Annotated in this window: 14 protein-coding genes; 6 read left to right on the top strand and 8 right to left on the bottom strand. The window is 71.3% G+C overall.

The genetic code is table 11. The features are described from left to right. Nucleotides 1-97: 97 nt before the first annotated feature. Nucleotides 98-610 (bottom strand): EF-hand domain-containing protein, encoded by a 513-nt coding sequence (locus ABZT04_RS01085; RefSeq protein WP_356051412.1) that lies wholly within the window; start codon nucleotides 608-610, stop codon nucleotides 98-100. A 122-nt stretch (nucleotides 611-732) separates the two neighbouring features. Next, on the bottom strand, nucleotides 733-1,122 hold the full coding sequence (locus ABZT04_RS01080) for an STAS domain-containing protein (RefSeq protein WP_356051410.1): 390 nt from the start codon (nucleotides 1,120-1,122) through the stop codon (nucleotides 733-735). Between the two features lie 321 nt (nucleotides 1,123-1,443). Here ABZT04_RS01080 and ABZT04_RS01075 point away from each other — a divergent pair, with 321 nt between their 5' ends. Further along, nucleotides 1,444-2,016, top strand: a complete 573-nt coding sequence (locus ABZT04_RS01075; RefSeq protein ID WP_356051408.1) for a sigma-70 family RNA polymerase sigma factor — start codon at nucleotides 1,444-1,446, stop codon at nucleotides 2,014-2,016. A gap of 74 nt (nucleotides 2,017-2,090) precedes the next feature. Continuing rightward, nucleotides 2,091-3,281, top strand: coding sequence for an MDMPI N domain containing protein (locus ABZT04_RS01070; protein WP_356052112.1), 1,191 nt, complete (start codon nucleotides 2,091-2,093; stop codon nucleotides 3,279-3,281). A 182-nt stretch (nucleotides 3,282-3,463) separates the two neighbouring features. Here the strand turns inward: ABZT04_RS01070 and purU are convergent, their stop codons facing one another. Both purU and ABZT04_RS01060 read right to left on the bottom strand, forming a co-directional pair. Next, a complete protein-coding gene (purU, locus tag ABZT04_RS01065) occupies nucleotides 3,464-4,345 on the bottom strand; it encodes a formyltetrahydrofolate deformylase (RefSeq protein WP_356051406.1) in 882 nt (293 codons plus the stop codon). 46 nt (nucleotides 4,346-4,391) lie between these two features. Further along, nucleotides 4,392-4,892, bottom strand: a complete 501-nt coding sequence (locus tag ABZT04_RS01060; RefSeq protein WP_356051404.1) for a hypothetical protein — start codon at nucleotides 4,890-4,892, stop codon at nucleotides 4,392-4,394. Between the two features lie 117 nt (nucleotides 4,893-5,009). Here ABZT04_RS01060 and ABZT04_RS01055 point away from each other — a divergent pair, with 117 nt between their 5' ends. Further along, complete coding sequence (locus tag ABZT04_RS01055; RefSeq protein WP_356051402.1) at nucleotides 5,010-6,320, top strand: ABC transporter substrate-binding protein; 1,311 nt, start codon at nucleotides 5,010-5,012, stop codon at nucleotides 6,318-6,320. A 25-nt stretch (nucleotides 6,321-6,345) separates the two neighbouring features. On the opposite strand, the gene ABZT04_RS01050 is transcribed toward ABZT04_RS01055, so the two are convergent. After that, the gene (locus ABZT04_RS01050) at nucleotides 6,346-8,004 is read right to left on the bottom strand and encodes a hypothetical protein (RefSeq protein ID WP_356051400.1); all 1,659 of its coding nucleotides are present in this window, start codon (nucleotides 8,002-8,004) and stop codon (nucleotides 6,346-6,348) included. Between the two features lie 178 nt (nucleotides 8,005-8,182). Further along, nucleotides 8,183-9,568: a transcriptional regulator gene (locus tag ABZT04_RS01045; RefSeq protein ID WP_356051397.1), complete on the bottom strand. Its 1,386-nt coding sequence runs from the start codon at nucleotides 9,566-9,568 to the stop codon at nucleotides 8,183-8,185. A 256-nt stretch (nucleotides 9,569-9,824) separates the two neighbouring features. Here ABZT04_RS01045 and ABZT04_RS01040 point away from each other — a divergent pair, with 256 nt between their 5' ends. Genes ABZT04_RS01040 through ABZT04_RS01030 form a run of 3 tightly spaced genes read left to right on the top strand, consistent with a single transcriptional unit; the run spans nucleotide 9,825 to nucleotide 12,903 of the window. Further along, the gene (locus tag ABZT04_RS01040) at nucleotides 9,825-10,487 is read left to right on the top strand and encodes a bifunctional DNA primase/polymerase (RefSeq protein WP_356051394.1); all 663 of its coding nucleotides are present in this window, start codon (nucleotides 9,825-9,827) and stop codon (nucleotides 10,485-10,487) included. A gap of 38 nt (nucleotides 10,488-10,525) precedes the next feature. Further along, on the top strand, nucleotides 10,526-11,299 hold the full coding sequence (locus ABZT04_RS01035) for an ABC transporter ATP-binding protein (protein ID WP_356051392.1): 774 nt from the start codon (nucleotides 10,526-10,528) through the stop codon (nucleotides 11,297-11,299). After that, complete coding sequence (locus tag ABZT04_RS01030; RefSeq protein WP_356051390.1) at nucleotides 11,296-12,903, top strand: transporter; 1,608 nt, start codon at nucleotides 11,296-11,298, stop codon at nucleotides 12,901-12,903. The genes ABZT04_RS01035 and ABZT04_RS01030 overlap by 4 nt, the downstream gene beginning before the upstream one ends. 117 nt (nucleotides 12,904-13,020) lie before the next feature. On the opposite strand, the gene ABZT04_RS01025 is transcribed toward ABZT04_RS01030, so the two are convergent. Together ABZT04_RS01025 and ABZT04_RS01020 are read right to left on the bottom strand one after the other, a co-directional pair. Next, nucleotides 13,021-13,878: an alpha/beta hydrolase gene (locus ABZT04_RS01025; RefSeq protein WP_356051388.1), complete on the bottom strand. Its 858-nt coding sequence runs from the start codon at nucleotides 13,876-13,878 to the stop codon at nucleotides 13,021-13,023. A 426-nt stretch (nucleotides 13,879-14,304) separates the two neighbouring features. Further along, nucleotides 14,305-14,997, bottom strand: coding sequence for a metal-dependent transcriptional regulator (locus tag ABZT04_RS01020; protein WP_019057324.1), 693 nt, complete (start codon nucleotides 14,995-14,997; stop codon nucleotides 14,305-14,307). Between the last annotated feature and the right edge of the window lie 103 nt (nucleotides 14,998-15,100).

The following is a 15,100-nucleotide window of genomic DNA, read 5'->3' as shown; positions in this document are numbered from 1 at the left end:
AAAAACCGCCCGGAGCCGGAGAGTTGAACCCCGGCTCCATGACGGACCGTCTACGCGCGCAAAGGCTGCCCGTGCTCAAGTGCGCGCCGCGCCGGCGCTATTCCGGCACCGTGAAGTAGCGGGCGAACGACGACACGATCTCTGCCTCGCCGATCTTGCCGTCGCTGTCCGTGTCGAGGGCGGTCGCGGCCGTCTCCGCGATGTCGGCGGGGACTCCGAGGGCCTTCAGGACGCGGATCGTGTCCTCGATGGTGGCCGAGCCGTCGCCGTCCGGGTCCGCTACGTCGAGGGCCGCGTGGAGGAAGGGGCGGCCGATCTCGGCGAAACGCTCGGGGTTGTCGCGCAGGCGCTTGACCGCGCCGCCCACGAACTCCTCGCGGCTGACGCGCTGGTCGCCGTCCCGGTCCGCTATGCCCGCCATGCCCTGCCAGAACGCCTCCGCGCCGATGTACAGGGCCTGTCCCTTGTCGGAGCGGGCCGCCGTGCCGAACTCCGCGAGCAGCGCCTTGGCCGCCGCGTTGAAGTCCTCGCGGTCGATGAACCCGTTGCCGTCCTGGTCGAAGGTGGCGAACCGGGCGGCGATCCGTCGCTCGTACTCGGTGCTGACCATGTCTTTCGGGCCGCCTTACTCATGTGGGGTGCGCTTGGCAGGGAGCGTACGACGCCGGGGCGGGTCCGGGAGCGGGAAAACGTCGCTTGTGCCAAGACCGGGGAAATTCCGGTACAACGGCGTCACGCCGAGAGGGGGTCCGCCTCGTCCTCCGGGTCATCCTCTGTGGCGGCCATCACATCGGGATAGACGTCGAAGAGGCGGCGCACACCGAGGGCGCCGAGCACCCGGTTGACGTGCGAGCCGTCGACCGCGCCCTGCGCCGGCAGCACCACGCGCAGATGACCGTGGCAGGAGCGGATGAGGCGGCGGGACGCGATCAGGACGCCGACGCCGCTGGAGTCGCAGAAAAACACCTCGGAGAGGTCCATGACCAGGCTGTGGTGACCGTCCGCCACCACGTCGTGCACCCGCTGGCGCAGCACCGGCGAGGTCACCAGGTCCAGCTCACCGGACACGAGGAGCACGGACCAGCCGCCGCGCTCACCGTCGTTCACTTTGAAGGCCACCATCGCGCCTTTCGCTAGCCGGAACTCCCGGAGACCGTCCGGAAACGGAAGCCGTACCTTCGCTTCCTTGCAGCGCGGCTGCCCAGCGGCCGTTCCCTGAAACACGGAGCCAGAAACGGGAAACGGTCAGAAGAGGCTTGTTTTAGTCGCCTTCGATCCTGTTCGATCAGTTCTGGACCGGGTAGGCACAGGTCCGCTACCACCTGCGCCCTTCCAGGGGCGTGCAATTGCAGGAAGGGGCGTGCGCTGTCCGAGGTGCCGACTACATTCGAAGAGACGGTGGGCGCACGCTTGACTCGGGCACAGGCAAGGTGAGGGGGCCGCATGGCGACGAAGGACGCACCGCCCCGCTGGGACCGCAAGATGCAGCAGCGGCTCGCACGCGGCGAGGCGGCGGCCCTCGGTGAGCTGTACGACCGCTTCGCGTCCCTCGTGCACGCCCTCGCCCACCGCGTGCTGGGCGACGAGCGCGCCGCCGACGGCATCACCCGCGAGGTCTTCGCCCACGTCTGGGAACACCCCGACACCTACGACCCCAAGCAGGGCCCGCTGCGCTCCTGGGTGGCCGCGCTGACCCACCGCCTCGCCGTGCAGCGGCTGCGCGCCACCGAGACGGCCGCCCTCGCCCGGGGTGGCGAGGGCTCCACCGAGGAGTTGGAGCGCAAGGTCCGCCACGCCTCCGTCGCCGCCCGCGCCGACTACATCGCCACGTCCATGCCCGCCCCGCTGCGGGCCGCCCTGGAGCTGGCCTACTTCCAGCGCCGTGACTACCGCCAGACCGCCGTCGACCTCGGCGTCACCGAGGACGAGGCCCGCCGCCGCCTCCGCCTCGGCCTCCAGCTCCTGTCCACCGCCCATGACGCCGGCGCGCCGCCAGGAGCGGGAGGCGGGACATGACCGACGCGAGCAACGCGAACGACGACTTCATGAACGGCGGTTCCATGGACGGCGGTTCCGCGACCGGCGGCTCCATGGACGGCGGTGACGAGCCGCCGCACATCCCCATGCCGCGCGCCTCCGTGGAGGACGGCGGGCGGCCCTTGCCGGAGCCGGCCGAGCCCATGTCCCCGGTGCCGCTGGTGCCGCTGGTGCTGGAGCACCGGGTGCTGAAGGCGCTGCTCGGCGCGTGGGCGCTGGCCGCCTGCTCGGTGGAGGAGACGGCGGCCGTGGAGGAGCACCTCGGCGACTGCGGTCCCTGCGCCGACGAGGCCCTGCGGCTGCGCGGCGCGGTCGGCCTGCTGCACCCCGTCGAGCCCCTCGATCTCGACCCGGGCCTGCGCACCCGCGTCCTCACCGGCTCCTTCGACCGTCGGCCGCCGCGCATACCGGTACCGGAGTGGGCGACGCCGTACGACGCCGAGAGCGCCCGCCTGGACGCCCTGCTCCAGGACATAGGCGACGCCGAGTGGCACGCGCCCGTGCGGCTGCGCTGGTTCGAGGACGACGGCCCGACGACCCGCCGTACGACCGTCGCCGGGGTCATCGCGCACCTGCTGACCGTCGACGGCCTGGTCGCGGCGGCGCTGGGCCTCGACGACCCGCTGACCGACAGCACGGCGGCGACTCCGGCGACCCGGACCGAGGCGTACTGGAAGGCGTCGTACTTCCCGCCCACCCGCTCCATCCGCGTGCCCTGGCGCGAGCAGTCCCACAACATCGTCCGCACGGTGTCGTTCACCGGCGGCACCACCGGCAAACTGGCCGTCTCCTACGGCGACTTCGAGCTCCCGCTGCACGACGCGATGCTCGACCGGGCCTTCGAGTGCTGGGTCCACGCGGAGGACATCGCGGACGCGGTGGACTATCCGTACCAGCCGCCGTCCCCCCGCCATCTGAACCGGATGATCGACCTCGCGGCGCGCATGCTGCCCGCGGTGCTGGCCGAGCGGCGGCGCAGGGGGCTGGTGTCACCGGGCCCCGGTCGCAGCCTGCGGCTGGAGATCGAGGGGCACGGCGGCGGCGAGTGGCAGATCCCTCTCGACTCCCTCGCGGTGGTGGGGGCCGGTGAGCGCGAGGTGGCCCATGTCGCCCTGGACGGCGTGGAGTTCTGCCACCTGGCCGCGGGTCATGTGTCACCGGAGGAGGCCGCGGCGGGGCAGGTCGGGGACCGGGGGGCGATCAGGGATGTGCTGTTCGCTGTCGCGAGCTTGAGCCGGATGTAAGGGGCGGCTTCTGTTTCGTCGGCGGCCGCGGGTGAGTGGGCGGTTGCGCAGTTGCCCGCGCCCCTGGGCGGGCCCGCTGCGCCTGCTCAGGGGCGCGGGGCCGTGTCGATGTGTGGCTCCGCCGCGTGGGCGCGAGCAGCCACGAACTGTCCGCAGCCGCCCGCCACTCCGCCCCCGAACTCCTAGCCGAACACGACCGTCCGGCGCCCGTTGAGAAGGATCCGGCGCTCGGCGTGCCACTTCACGGCTCGCGCCAGCGCCTGGCACTCCACGTCCCGGCCGATCGCCACCAACTGGTCCGGGGTCACGTCGTGGCCCACCCGCTCGACCTCCTGCTCGATGATCGGTCCCTCGTCGAGGTCGGCGGTCACATAGTGGGCCGTCGCGCCGATCAGCTTCACGCCCCGGGTGTGCGCCTGGTGGTACGGCTTCGCGCCCTTGAAGCTCGGCAGGAAGGAATGGTGGATGTTGATGATCCGGCCGCTGAGCGCCTTGCAGAGGTCGTCGGAGAGGACCTGCATGTAGCGGGCGAGGACGACGAGTTCGACGTTCTCCTCGCGGACCAGGTCGAGGACGCGTGCCTCGGCCTCGGCCTTGTTGTCCTTCGTCACGGGGATGTGGTGGAAGGGGATGTGGTACGACTCCACCAGCTCGGCGAAGTCGGTGTGGTTGGACACCACGGCCGCGATCTCCACCGGCAGCGCGCCGATCCGCGCCCGGAACAGCAGGTCGTTCAGGCAGTGGCCGAACTTGCTGACCATGAGGACGACGCGCATCTTCTCGTCGGCCCGGTGGATCTGCCAGTCCATGTGGAAGGAGTCACCGATCGCCGCGAAGCTCGCGCGCAGCTTGTCCACGGTGACCGGCGGCTCCGCCGAGAAGTGGACGCGCATGAAGAACAGACCCGTGTCGTGGTCGCCGAACTGCTGGCTGTCCTCGATGTTGCAACCGGTCATGAAGAGGTAGCTCGACACGGCGTGCACGATGCCCTGCTTGTCGGGGCAGGACAGGGTGAGGACGTACTGGTCGGCGGGTGCCGCGGCTCGGGTGGACTGCGCGTTCATGCGGGACAGGGTCCCATATCCCCCTGAGCAGGGGCACCGCCGTCCGTCACGCGGACCGCGTGATGATCTGCAGCACCTCGAGCGTGCGCGGCGGTGCGTCCGGGTCCTCCCCGTCGCTCACCGCCATCCGCACATGGGCGTCCCGCGCCGCCCGCACCGCCTCCGGCCACGCCTGGTGGTCGACGTAGGCGGAGACCTGGGCGTCCGGGCCGACCTGGTGCATGATCCGCAGGACCCGCAGGACGGCGGTGTCCACGAGGGCCGCCTCCTGGGAGTCGCGGAAGATCGTGCCGACGTATTTCTCGGCGGACCAGTTGTCGAGCCAGGTGTCCTCGACGAGGCGGTAGACGGCGTCGGTGACGTCCCCGTACCCGTCGACACCGGCCAGCCAGACGTCCTGCTGGAACGCCGGGTCGGAGAGCATGTGCAGCGCGGAACGCACGTTGCTGCGCCAGCGCCACCAGGGCATGTCGTTCAGTGGCATGCCGCCCATGGTGGAGGAGCGACGGGGGCGACGGGAAGGGTTCTCCGGAGCTTGCACGGTCATCGATCGTACGTTCCTCGTCACACACACAGGAACGGCCCCCGTAATTCACCTCCACGTCACTGTTTGTTGACCACGAGTCACCCCCGGCTTAGCGGTGTGGCGGAAGCGTGTGCGTACATGACCGGCAGGCGACGCAACGGCAGCACCTTCCTCCCCACGATCACCCGGCCCGTCAGAGCGACCGTCGTGTCGGCGGTGGCTCTGGTGGCGTGCGCGTCGCTCGCGGCCGGCTGTGGGGTCATCCCCGGTACCACGGGGGGTTCCGGGGACGACCCCATCACGGTCATGACCTGGGCGCCGTGGGACACCAACGCGACCAACAAGCCCGGCATGCCCGCCATGGCGACGGCGTACGCGAAGTGGATCAACAAGCACGGCGGTCTCAACGGCCGCAAGCTCAAGGTCCTGACCTGCAACGACCACAACAGCAGCGTGTCCGCGGCGAAGTGCGCCCGGGAGGCCGTGGACAAGAACGTCGTCGCGGTCGTCGGCTCCTACAGCGAGTTCAGCGACTCGTACTTCGCTCCGCTGGAGGGTGCGGGCATCCCGTACATAGGCGGCTACGGCGTGACGAACGAGGAGTTCACCCGCGCCCTGTCCTATCCCGTCAACGGCGGCCAGCCCGCGCTCCTGACGGGGCTCGGCAAGGAACTCGCCCCTGCCTGCGGCCCGGTCGCGCTCGTGCGGCCCGACTCCATCGCCGGCGACGACCTGCCCCCGCTGCTGGACGCCGGGCTCGCGGCGGGCGGCCACGCGCCGGCCACCGACCAGCTCGCGGCCGACGACGCCACCGAGTACTCGACCCAGTCGACGCACGCGCTGGAGAGCGCGACCTCCGACTCCTCGAAGAAGGGGTGCGTGGTGCCCTCCCTCGGGGACCGCACCGACACCTTCATGGACTCCTTCCGGCGCGACCGCCAGGACTATCCCGCGGTACGCACTGCGACCGTGCTCGGCAGCGTCGACCAGACCGAGATCAACTCGACGGGCGGACAGTCCGGGCCCTACGAGGGCTCGTACATCACCGGCTGGTACCCGGTCGCGAGCGACGCGCGCTGGGACCCGATGAAGAAGGCCGTCGACGAGGTGGCCTTCGGCGACAACCGCATCGACCCGGCGGACACGGGAGTGCAGACCACCTGGATCGCGTACACCGCGTTCCGGGCCGTCGTCCGGTCGCTCGGCAGCACCGACGTGACCGCCGACAACGTACGGCGTGCCCTCGACGACGGCGTCAAGGTCAACACGGGCGGGCTCACGCCGGCCCTCCAGTGGAGCTCCACCGACGACCACCTCGCGTCCGTCGGCCTGTCCCGCCTGGTCAACGCGGCGGTGACCCTTCAGGTCGTACGCAAGGGTGTGCTGGTGTCGGCGAAGAAGGGCTTCTTCGACATGACCAAGACGCTGGAGAGCGCGGACCTCGACTGAGGTCCGCGCTCCGTCCGGCCACTTCTCAGAGCTGGGTCGGCTGGCGCTCGGTCAGGCCGTAGGTCTTCGCGATCGTGTTCCAGAGGGCGGCGGCCTTGATCTTCTGGTTGCTGGCGGTGCCGCTCGCCGCGTTGCCGGCCGCGGTCTGGCCGGTGGTGCGAGCGCTGCCCTTCTTGCAGCCCTTCTTGCCGGCTGCCTGGTCGGCCCACGCCGCGTAGTGCGTGTCGGCCGACGCGGACGCCTTCCACGCGTTGGTGAGGGCGGTGGTCAGCGCGGCGTTGGACGGCAGCTTGTCCAGGGTGAGCTGGGACAGCTTGGTCACCAACTGGGTGCGCTGCGTGGCCGCGTCCCGCAGGTCCGAGGCGGCGCCGTCGAGGTTGTTGCAGGCCTTCACATTGGCCACGGCCTTGATCACCGAGGCGCGGCTGCTGCCGCTGTCGGCCAGCAACTTGTCCAGCGCGACGGCCTGTTCCTTCGCGGCGTCGGTGCCCGAGGACGAGGCACCGCCGGTCGCGGCCGAGGTGGCGGCCACGGTCTTGTTGGCGTCGGTCTTGCCGCCGCCCCCGCTGAGCAGCGCACCGGCGCCCACCCCGAGGATGGCGAGACCGACCCCGACACCGGCGATCAGCGGCACCCGCGAACGGCGGCTGCCGCCGTCGTCGTCCTGTGCCCCTCGCCGGCCCCCGCCCTGCCCGGGCGGCGCGTACGAGGGCTCGGCGTAGGGCGGCTGCGCGTAGCCCTGGTGCCCGGTCGGCGGCGGCTGCTGGAAGCGGGGCATCTGCTGCGTGGAGGCGGCCGGTTGCTCGCCCCCGGAGCCGCCGCGGAAGAGGTTGTCGAACTCGGCGGGCGGCTGTCGGTCGTCGGCCCCGCCCGGCCGTGCCCCGTACCCGGGAGCGGCGCCCTGCGCGGGCACCGGGGGCAGGAACTGGGTGGGCTGGGCGTCGGGGTGCGCGGCCTGCGGCATCGGGCCGGGCATCTCGGGCGGCAGCGCGCCGGGGCCCACGGGCGGGATGTACTGGGTCGCCCCCTCGTCCATCGGCGCGGCGGTGACCGGCGGCAGGAACTGGGTGGCGCCCTCGTCGCCAGGCACGTTGGCCACCGGCGGGATGTACTGCGTCGCGCCCTCGTCGGCGGGCGGCAGCGGGACACTCGGGAACGCGGGCGCGGCGGGCGGCAGGGGCGCGCCCGAACCGGAAGCGCCGTAGCCGTACCCGTAGTTGTGGGATTCGGTCCCGGCCTGCGGTGCCGTGTGCGGCTGGTGGGGCGCGTAGCCCGAGGCGTACTCCGGCGTGTACGACTGCTGTCCGCCGTACGCCGCGTGCTGGGCGCCTCCGGGCTGCGGCTGGCTCGGGATGCCGTCCTGGGCGCCCCACGGGGACGCGGCGGGCTGCTCGGGGGTGGTGCCCCACTGCTGCTGCGGCTCTCCCCAGCCCTGGCCCGGCGGTGGGGCCGGGGTCCGGTGCTCGTGGTGGTGCTGTGGTTCCTGCTGCTGGTCCGGGCCCCACGACCCGCCCCAGCCCTGGCCGCCGGCCGGCGGCGCGATCGACGGCTGCCGGCCCGACTGCTGGTCACCGCGTCCGCCCGTCATACCCGGCAGGAGGGGTTCACCTCCGTCGGAGGGCAGCACGATGCCTTCGCGCGCGGGCCGCGCCGAGGGCTCCTCGCCCTGTCCACTCTGCGTCACCGGGACTCCTACGAATGGGGGACCTTCGGGATCGTCGGCTCACGCTACCGGGTACCCCGAGCCCGGTGCCACGCAGCACTGGACTGGACCACCCCATCTGTGACCGCGCTAACAGATCAGGCCCCACATCCGCTCCGTACGCCTCCCTTCGGCTCTGGAGTCTCTGTTTCCCCTCCGTTCACGCGGCGGCCTGCAACTCCATCCGCGCCCCGAACTCCCTTACCACCGGCTCGTCCTGGTACGGCTCCAGGCGCTGCTGGAAGTCCTCCAGATACTCGGCGCCCCGGTTGGACCGCAGCGAACCGAGCAACTCCACTGCTTTCAGGCCCGTGTTGCAGGCCTGCTCGACCTCGCGCTGCTGCACCTGCGCGCTCGCCAGCAGGACGTATCCGATGGCCCTGCGGCGCGCCCGCGACTCCGGGTGCCCGTCCAGGGACTCCTGCGCGCACCTGGCCGCCGCCTCGGCCTGCCCCAGGTCGCGGTGGCAGTGCGCCAACTCGTCGGCGAGATAGGCCTCGTCGAAGTGCCCGATCCACGCCGGGTCCTCCCCGGACGCGGGATCGGCCGCGTCCAGCGCGCTCACCGCGCGGCCCGACGCGAGCTGTGCCGACCGCGCGTCGCCCATCAGGGCGTGCCCGCGCGCCTCCGCCGCGTGGAACATCGCCTCGGCCCGCGGGGTGACGCGCCCGCGCGCCCCCTCCTGCGCCGCCCGCGCCAACTGCGCGATCTCACGCGGGTTTCCGAGCTGCGCCGCCAGGTGACTCATGGAGGCCGCCAGGACGTACCCGCCGTACCCCCTGTCGCCGGCCGCCTGGGCCAGCCGTAGCGCCTGGATGTAGTAGCGCTGGGCCAGGCCCGGTTGACCGGTGTCGACGGCCATGTAACCGGCGAGTTCCGTCAACCGTGCGACGGCGGCGAAGAGTTCACGCCCCACCGCTTCCCGGTACGAGCCCGCGAGCAGACCGGAGACGACACTGTTGAGGTAGTGCACGACGACCGGGCGCACATGCCCGCTGCCGTACTGGTGGTCCAGGTCGCTCAGCGCCTGGGTCATCGCGCGGACCGCCGCCACGTCGGACTGGCCCACCCGTGGGCCGGCCGCACGCGCGACCTGCGAGTCCGGGGAGGAGATCAGCCAGTCACGGCTGGGCTCGACCAGCGCGGACGCGGCGACCGACGAACCGGACAGGAAGTCCCGGCGCCCCACGTCACTGCGCCACAGCTCACAGACCTGCTCGATGGCCCCGAGGACGGTCGGCGAGAACTGCAGGCCCACGCCCGACGCGAGGTTCTTGCCGTTGGCCATGCCGATCTCGTCGATCGTGACCGTACGGCCCAGTTTGCGGCCCAGCGCCTCGGCGATGATCGCCGGAGCGCGCCCGCGCGGCTGCTGTCCCCGCAGCCAGCGGGCCACGGACGTCTTGTCGTAGCGGAGATCGAGACCGTGCTCGGCACCGCACATGTTGACCCGGCGGGCCAGCCCGGCGTTCGAGCACCCCGCCTCCTGGATGAGCGCCTGCAGCCGTTCGTTCGGCTGCCGCGCGACAAGTGGCCTTGCGGCCATGGCGTACCCCCTGGGAACAACCCCTGAAGCGAAAAGATCCGGCCGTGAAGATCAATGCCCAGCGAACATGGCGAAAATGCGAAGCATGCGAAGAATGCCGGGGTAAAAGCTGGTGCCCGTCCCTCACGTGGTTACCCAGCTCCCGCCGTCGATCCTCCCGCGCGCCCCCGCACATGCCTCCATGCGCCCCAGTTGCGGAATCGATGCTCCTCCCCCGCGCGCGCGACAGCCGTAACCCGAGGTGGGTGCGGGAGTTGTGTTGGGCGTGGAAGAGACGATCGCGGGCACCGAAGCCGCTCAGATTCCGAAGCAGCGCGGGGAATCGCTGCTGGAGACAGCCGTACGCTACGCCGAGGAGCGCCACTGGGACGTCTTCCCCGGCACCTGGCTGGAAGCCGTCGACGGGGTGCAGCACTGCTCGTGCGAGGACCGCGCGTGCGCCGCACCCGGCGCACATCCGGCGCGTGAGGACTGGGCGACCCAGGCGACGGGCAGTGCGACGGTCGCCCGGCGGATGTGGCAGAAGCACCCGGCCGCGTCGATCCTGCTGCCCACGGGGCGCACCTTCGACGCGATCTCCGTCGCGGAGACCGCGGGGTTCCTGGCGCTGGCCCGGATGGAGCGCATGGAGTTGACGCTCGGTCCCGTCACGTTGACGCCGGACCGCCGGATGGAGTTCTTCGTTCTTCCCGGGGCCTCGGTGAAGGTGCCGGACCTGGTGCGCAGGATCGGCTGGGCGCCCACCTCCCTCGATCTCGTCGTGCTGGGCGAGGGTGCGTATGTGGCCGCGCCGCCCACCCGGTTCGGGTCCCGGGGCGCGGTGCAGTGGGCCTGCCGGCCGACCCCGGCGAACCGGTGGCTGCCGGACGCGGAGGAGTTGATCTCGCCGCTCGCCTACGCGTGCGGGCGGGACCGGTAGTCCGGCGGGGGTGAGTCACCTGACCGTAGGGTGCGGGTATGACGTCAGCCGCCGTTCGCGTACACGGGCTCTGGAAGCGGTTCGGGCAGCAGGTCGCTGTCGCCGGGATCGATCTGGAGCTGCCCGCGGGGAAGTTCATCGGGCTGGTCGGGCCGAACGGAGCCGGGAAGACCACCACCCTCTCCATGGTGACCGGGCTGCTGCGGCCCGATCAGGGGACCGTCGAGGTCGTCGGGCATGACGTCTGGAGCGATCCGGTGGCCGTGAAGGCGCGGATCGGAGTGCTCCCGGAGGGGCTGCGACTGTTCGAACGGCTCTCCGGGCGTGAACTCCTCGGCTACTCCGGGCGATTGCGCGGACTGCCCGGTGCCGAGGTCGACAAACGGGCCACCCAACTCCTGGACGTACTCGACCTGGCCGGTGCCCAGCACAAGCTCGTCGTCGACTACTCGACCGGTATGCGCAAGAAGATCGGGCTCGCCGCCGCTCTCCTCCACAATCCCGAAGTGCTCTTCCTGGACGAGCCGTTCGAGGGCGTCGACCCGGTCTCCGCGCAGACCATCCGGGGCGTCCTGGAGCGCTACACCGCCTCCGGCGCCACCGTCGTCTTCTCCTCCCACGTCATGGAACTCGTCGAGTCCCTGTGCGACTGGGTGGCCGTGATGGCCGCCGGCCGCATCCGCGCCCAGGGCACCCTCGCCGAGGTGCGCGGCCAGGCGCCCACCCTCCAGCAGGCGTTCCTCGAACTCGTCGGCGCGGGCGCCCGCGACCACGGCTCCGACCTCGACTGGCTGGGCGGCGGCGCCCGATGAGCGCCCCCACGACGACCGCCTCGATCACCCCCGTCGTCGTCCGCCTGAAGCTGTCACTGCTGCGCAATGGTCTACGACAGTCCGGTGGCCGACGGGCCGCGTATGTCGCGTCGGCGGTCGTGGCGCTGCTCTTCGCGGCGCTCCAACTGCTCGGGCTGATCTCACTGCGCGGGGACGCCCACGCGGACTCCGTGGTCGTGATCCTGGTGGCGGTGCTGGGCCTGGGCTGGGCGGTGATGCCGCTGTTCTTCCCGTCCGGCGACGAGACCCTCGACCCCACCCGCCTGGTGATGCTGCCGCTACGGCCCCAGCCTCTCGTACGGGCGCTGCTGGCAGCTTCGCTGGTCGGCATCGGGCCGCTGTTCACCGTGGTGCTGCTGCTCGGTTCGGTGATCGCGCTCGCGCACGGCGCCGGCGGTTACGTCACGGCCGTCCTCGCCCTCGCCCTCGCGCTGCTGATCTGCGTGGCCCTCGCACGGGCCGTCGCCGCCGCCAACATCCGTCTGCTGACCAGCAGGAAGGGGCGGGACCTGGCGGTGCTGAGCGGGCTGGTGATCGCGGTCGGGGTGCAGTTGGTCAACTTCGGTGCCCAGCGCCTGGGTTCGTCCGGACTGGCCCAACTCGACCCGGCGGCCGAGGTGTTGCGCTGGCTGCCGCCCGCGTCGGCGGTCGGCGCGGTGGACTCGGTGAGCAGGGGCTCCTACGGCGTGGCGGTCGCCCAACTCGCCCTGTCCGCCTGTGCTTTGGCGGCCCTCCTGACCCTCTGGTCGCGCAGCCTGACCCGGCTGATGACAGCGCCCGACGGCTCCACGCTCCAGTCCGCCGAACCGGCCGCGAAGGACAAGGCGTCGGCAGGCGCCCTGACCCGACTCCTGCCGGCCGGCCGCACCGGCACGGTCATGGAGCGCAGCCTGCGCTACGTCTGGCGCGACCCCAAGACCAAGGCAGCGTGGGTGACTTCACTGGCGATCGGCCTGATCGTGCCGGTGCTGAACGCACTCCAGGGCACCGGCTCGGTCTACTTCGCTTGCTTCGCCGCCGGAATGCTCGGCATCCAGATGTACAACCAGTTCGGCCAGGACACCTCCGCGTTCTGGATGGTCGCGATGACGATCTCCACCTCGCGGGACGCCTACGTCGAACTCCGCGCCCGTGCCCTCGCGTTGCTGGTGATCACCCTGCCGTACGCGGCGCTCGTGACCGTCCTGACGACCGCGATGCTCGGTGACTGGCCCCGGCTCCCGGAGGTCCTGGGCCTCTCCTTCGCCCTCCTCGGCGCGATGCTCGCGACCGGCGCCTGGACCTCGGCCCGCTTCCCCTACTCCATCCCTCAGGGCACCCACAAGAACGTCGCCCCCGGCCAGGCCGGCCTCGCCTGGATCGCCATCTTCGGCGGCATGATCTCGGCCGCCCTCCTCTGCGCCCCCGTGATCACCCTGACGATCTGGGCAAACGTGAGCGCGGACGGCGACCGGTGGAGCTGGGTGCTGCTGCCGGTGGGGGCGGGTTACGGCGCGGCGATCACGTACGCGGGCCTTCGTTTGGCAGCGCCGGGGACGGCGAAACGCCTGCCGGAGATTTTGGCGGCGGTAAGCAAGGGCTGAGTTGTGCTTTTTGCTTTTAGGGGCGCGGGGCTGTGTCCATGTGCGGCTTCGCCGCGTGGGCGCACCCAGCGACAGCGGACCCGCGCCTGCCAACGAACCCCAGCCCCCTAGCAGCTCCTACACCAGCACCCCGTCAAGAAACGGCTCAACAGCCGCCCGCCAAGCCTCAGGCTGGTCATAGAAAACAAGATGACCCGCATCAGCCACCTCCGCGTACTCCCCCCGAGGCAACACCCGAACCATCTCCTGCGCCTCGGCCCGCCCCAACTCCCCGTCCAGCCCCCGCACCACCAGCGCCGGGCACTGCACCTGGGCCAACTCCTCCCAGTGCGCGTCGTACACCCACGTCTCCCGCGACTTCAGCATCTGCTCGGGCTCGAACACCGGCCGCCAACCGTCGGGAGACTCGTGCATGACCTCGGCGTAGAACTCCCCGCGGGACGGGTTGGGTCGCTCCACCCAGGGATCGTCCTCGCCGAACCACTTCCGTACGTCGGCCAGCGTGGCGAAGGGGACGGGCCAGGACTTGAACCAGTCGGTCCACTCCCGCTGCGAGGCCGCCCCCAGCGCGGACGCCCGCATGTCGCAGATGATCAGCCCCCGCACCAGATCGGGCCGCTTCGCGGCGAGCTGCCACGCGGTCAGCGCGCCCATCGCGTGTCCGACGAGGACGACCGGGGCGAGACCCAACTGCTCCAGCGCGGCCTCCGCGTCCTCGACGTAGGCCTCCCGGGTGTACGCCGCCCGGGGTGGCTTGTCGCTCTGGCCGTGGCCGCGCTGGTCGAGCGCGACGGCCCGGTGCCGCTCGGAGAGCCAGCGGGCGGTGGACGCCCAGTGCGAGGCACGGCCCATCAGGCCGTGCAGTAAGAGCACGCCGGGTGCCCGCTCGATCTCCCCCGACTTCGGCGGGTCCGCGAACTCCCATGCGGCCAGGCGTACGCCGCCTGCTCCGGTCACGTCGATGCGCCGCGCCATTGGTCCTGGCACCCCCCTAATTCCGCACGGACCTTTCGCTTGCTTCGTCTCTTCCTACAGCTCACGCCCCGCGCGTTTCATCACCCACAGGATATCGAATACAGATTCGAAGATACGGGTTCCGGCCACAACACCCCTCGTTCGAGTGACCCGGCCCGGGGAATGATCGCCGCCGCCGAGGGGAGATCTTCAGCGGGAGGCGGACCGCTCGGGGAACGGGGTCCGCGGGGACTGACCTTGAGAGCTCGGGGCTCCGGGTCAGAACAGGGGAGGACAGGCCCCGGCGCCGCACGGCGCCGGGGCCCTCTCCACGTCTGCGGCACATCCTCCCGCCCCCTCACGGTCATATGCCTCACGCGACAGCCTGGCACGCGAACCCGTCCGAGCGCTGCGATTCAGCACACTGAATCTTGAGCGGTCCGGTGATCAGCGCTTGGCGACGAAAACATGCGAGGCGATCTCCGACTCCAGCTCGGCCGCCTCACCACCGCTGCCCACCAGCACACCGCCCGCGGACTCCGTCACGCTCACCACCGAGCCGGGCTGCACGCCCGCCCGGCGCAGCGTGTACATGAGCTGCGCGTCCGTCTGGATGGGCTCGCCGATGCGGCGCACCACGACCGTCTTGCCGTCGACGCCGGGGTCGAGGTCGGCCAGCGACACCATGCCCTCGTCGAGGAACGGGTCGGCCCCGTCCTTCTCGCCCAGCTCCTCGAGCCCGGGGATCGGATTGCCGTACGGCGACTCGGTGGGGTGGCGCAGCAGTTCCAGCACGCGGCGCTCCACGGCCTCGCTCATCACGTGCTCCCAGCGGCAGGCCTCGGCGTGCACCTGCTCCCACTCCAGGCCGATCACATCGACGAGCAGGCACTCGGCGAGCCGGTGCTTGCGCATCACCCGGGTGGCGAGGCGGCGGCCCTCGTCCGTCAGCTCCAGGTGGCGGTCGCTGGCCACGGCCACCAGGCCGTCGCGCTCCATGCGCGCCACGGTCTGGCTCACCGTCGGCCCGCTCTGGTCGAGCCGCTCGGCGATGCGGGCGCGCATGGGGACCACACCTTCCTCCTCGAGCTCAAGGATGGTGCGGAGATACATCTCCGTGGTGTCGATCAGTCCGGACATACGTGCCCCTCGATTACCTCTGCCCGAAGCTCGGCGGCTCCGCGGCGCGTGCGCTGGCCCTGGACTCAATTCTGACGCATAGCACTGACAACCGTGCCGCGCC

Source organism: Streptomyces sp. NPDC005492 (assembly GCF_040605995.1).
Taxonomy (GTDB): domain Bacteria; phylum Actinomycetota; class Actinomycetes; order Streptomycetales; family Streptomycetaceae; genus Streptomyces.
The sequence above is the reverse complement of the archived record's forward strand: the minus strand, read 5'-3'. Positions and strand labels throughout refer to the sequence as shown.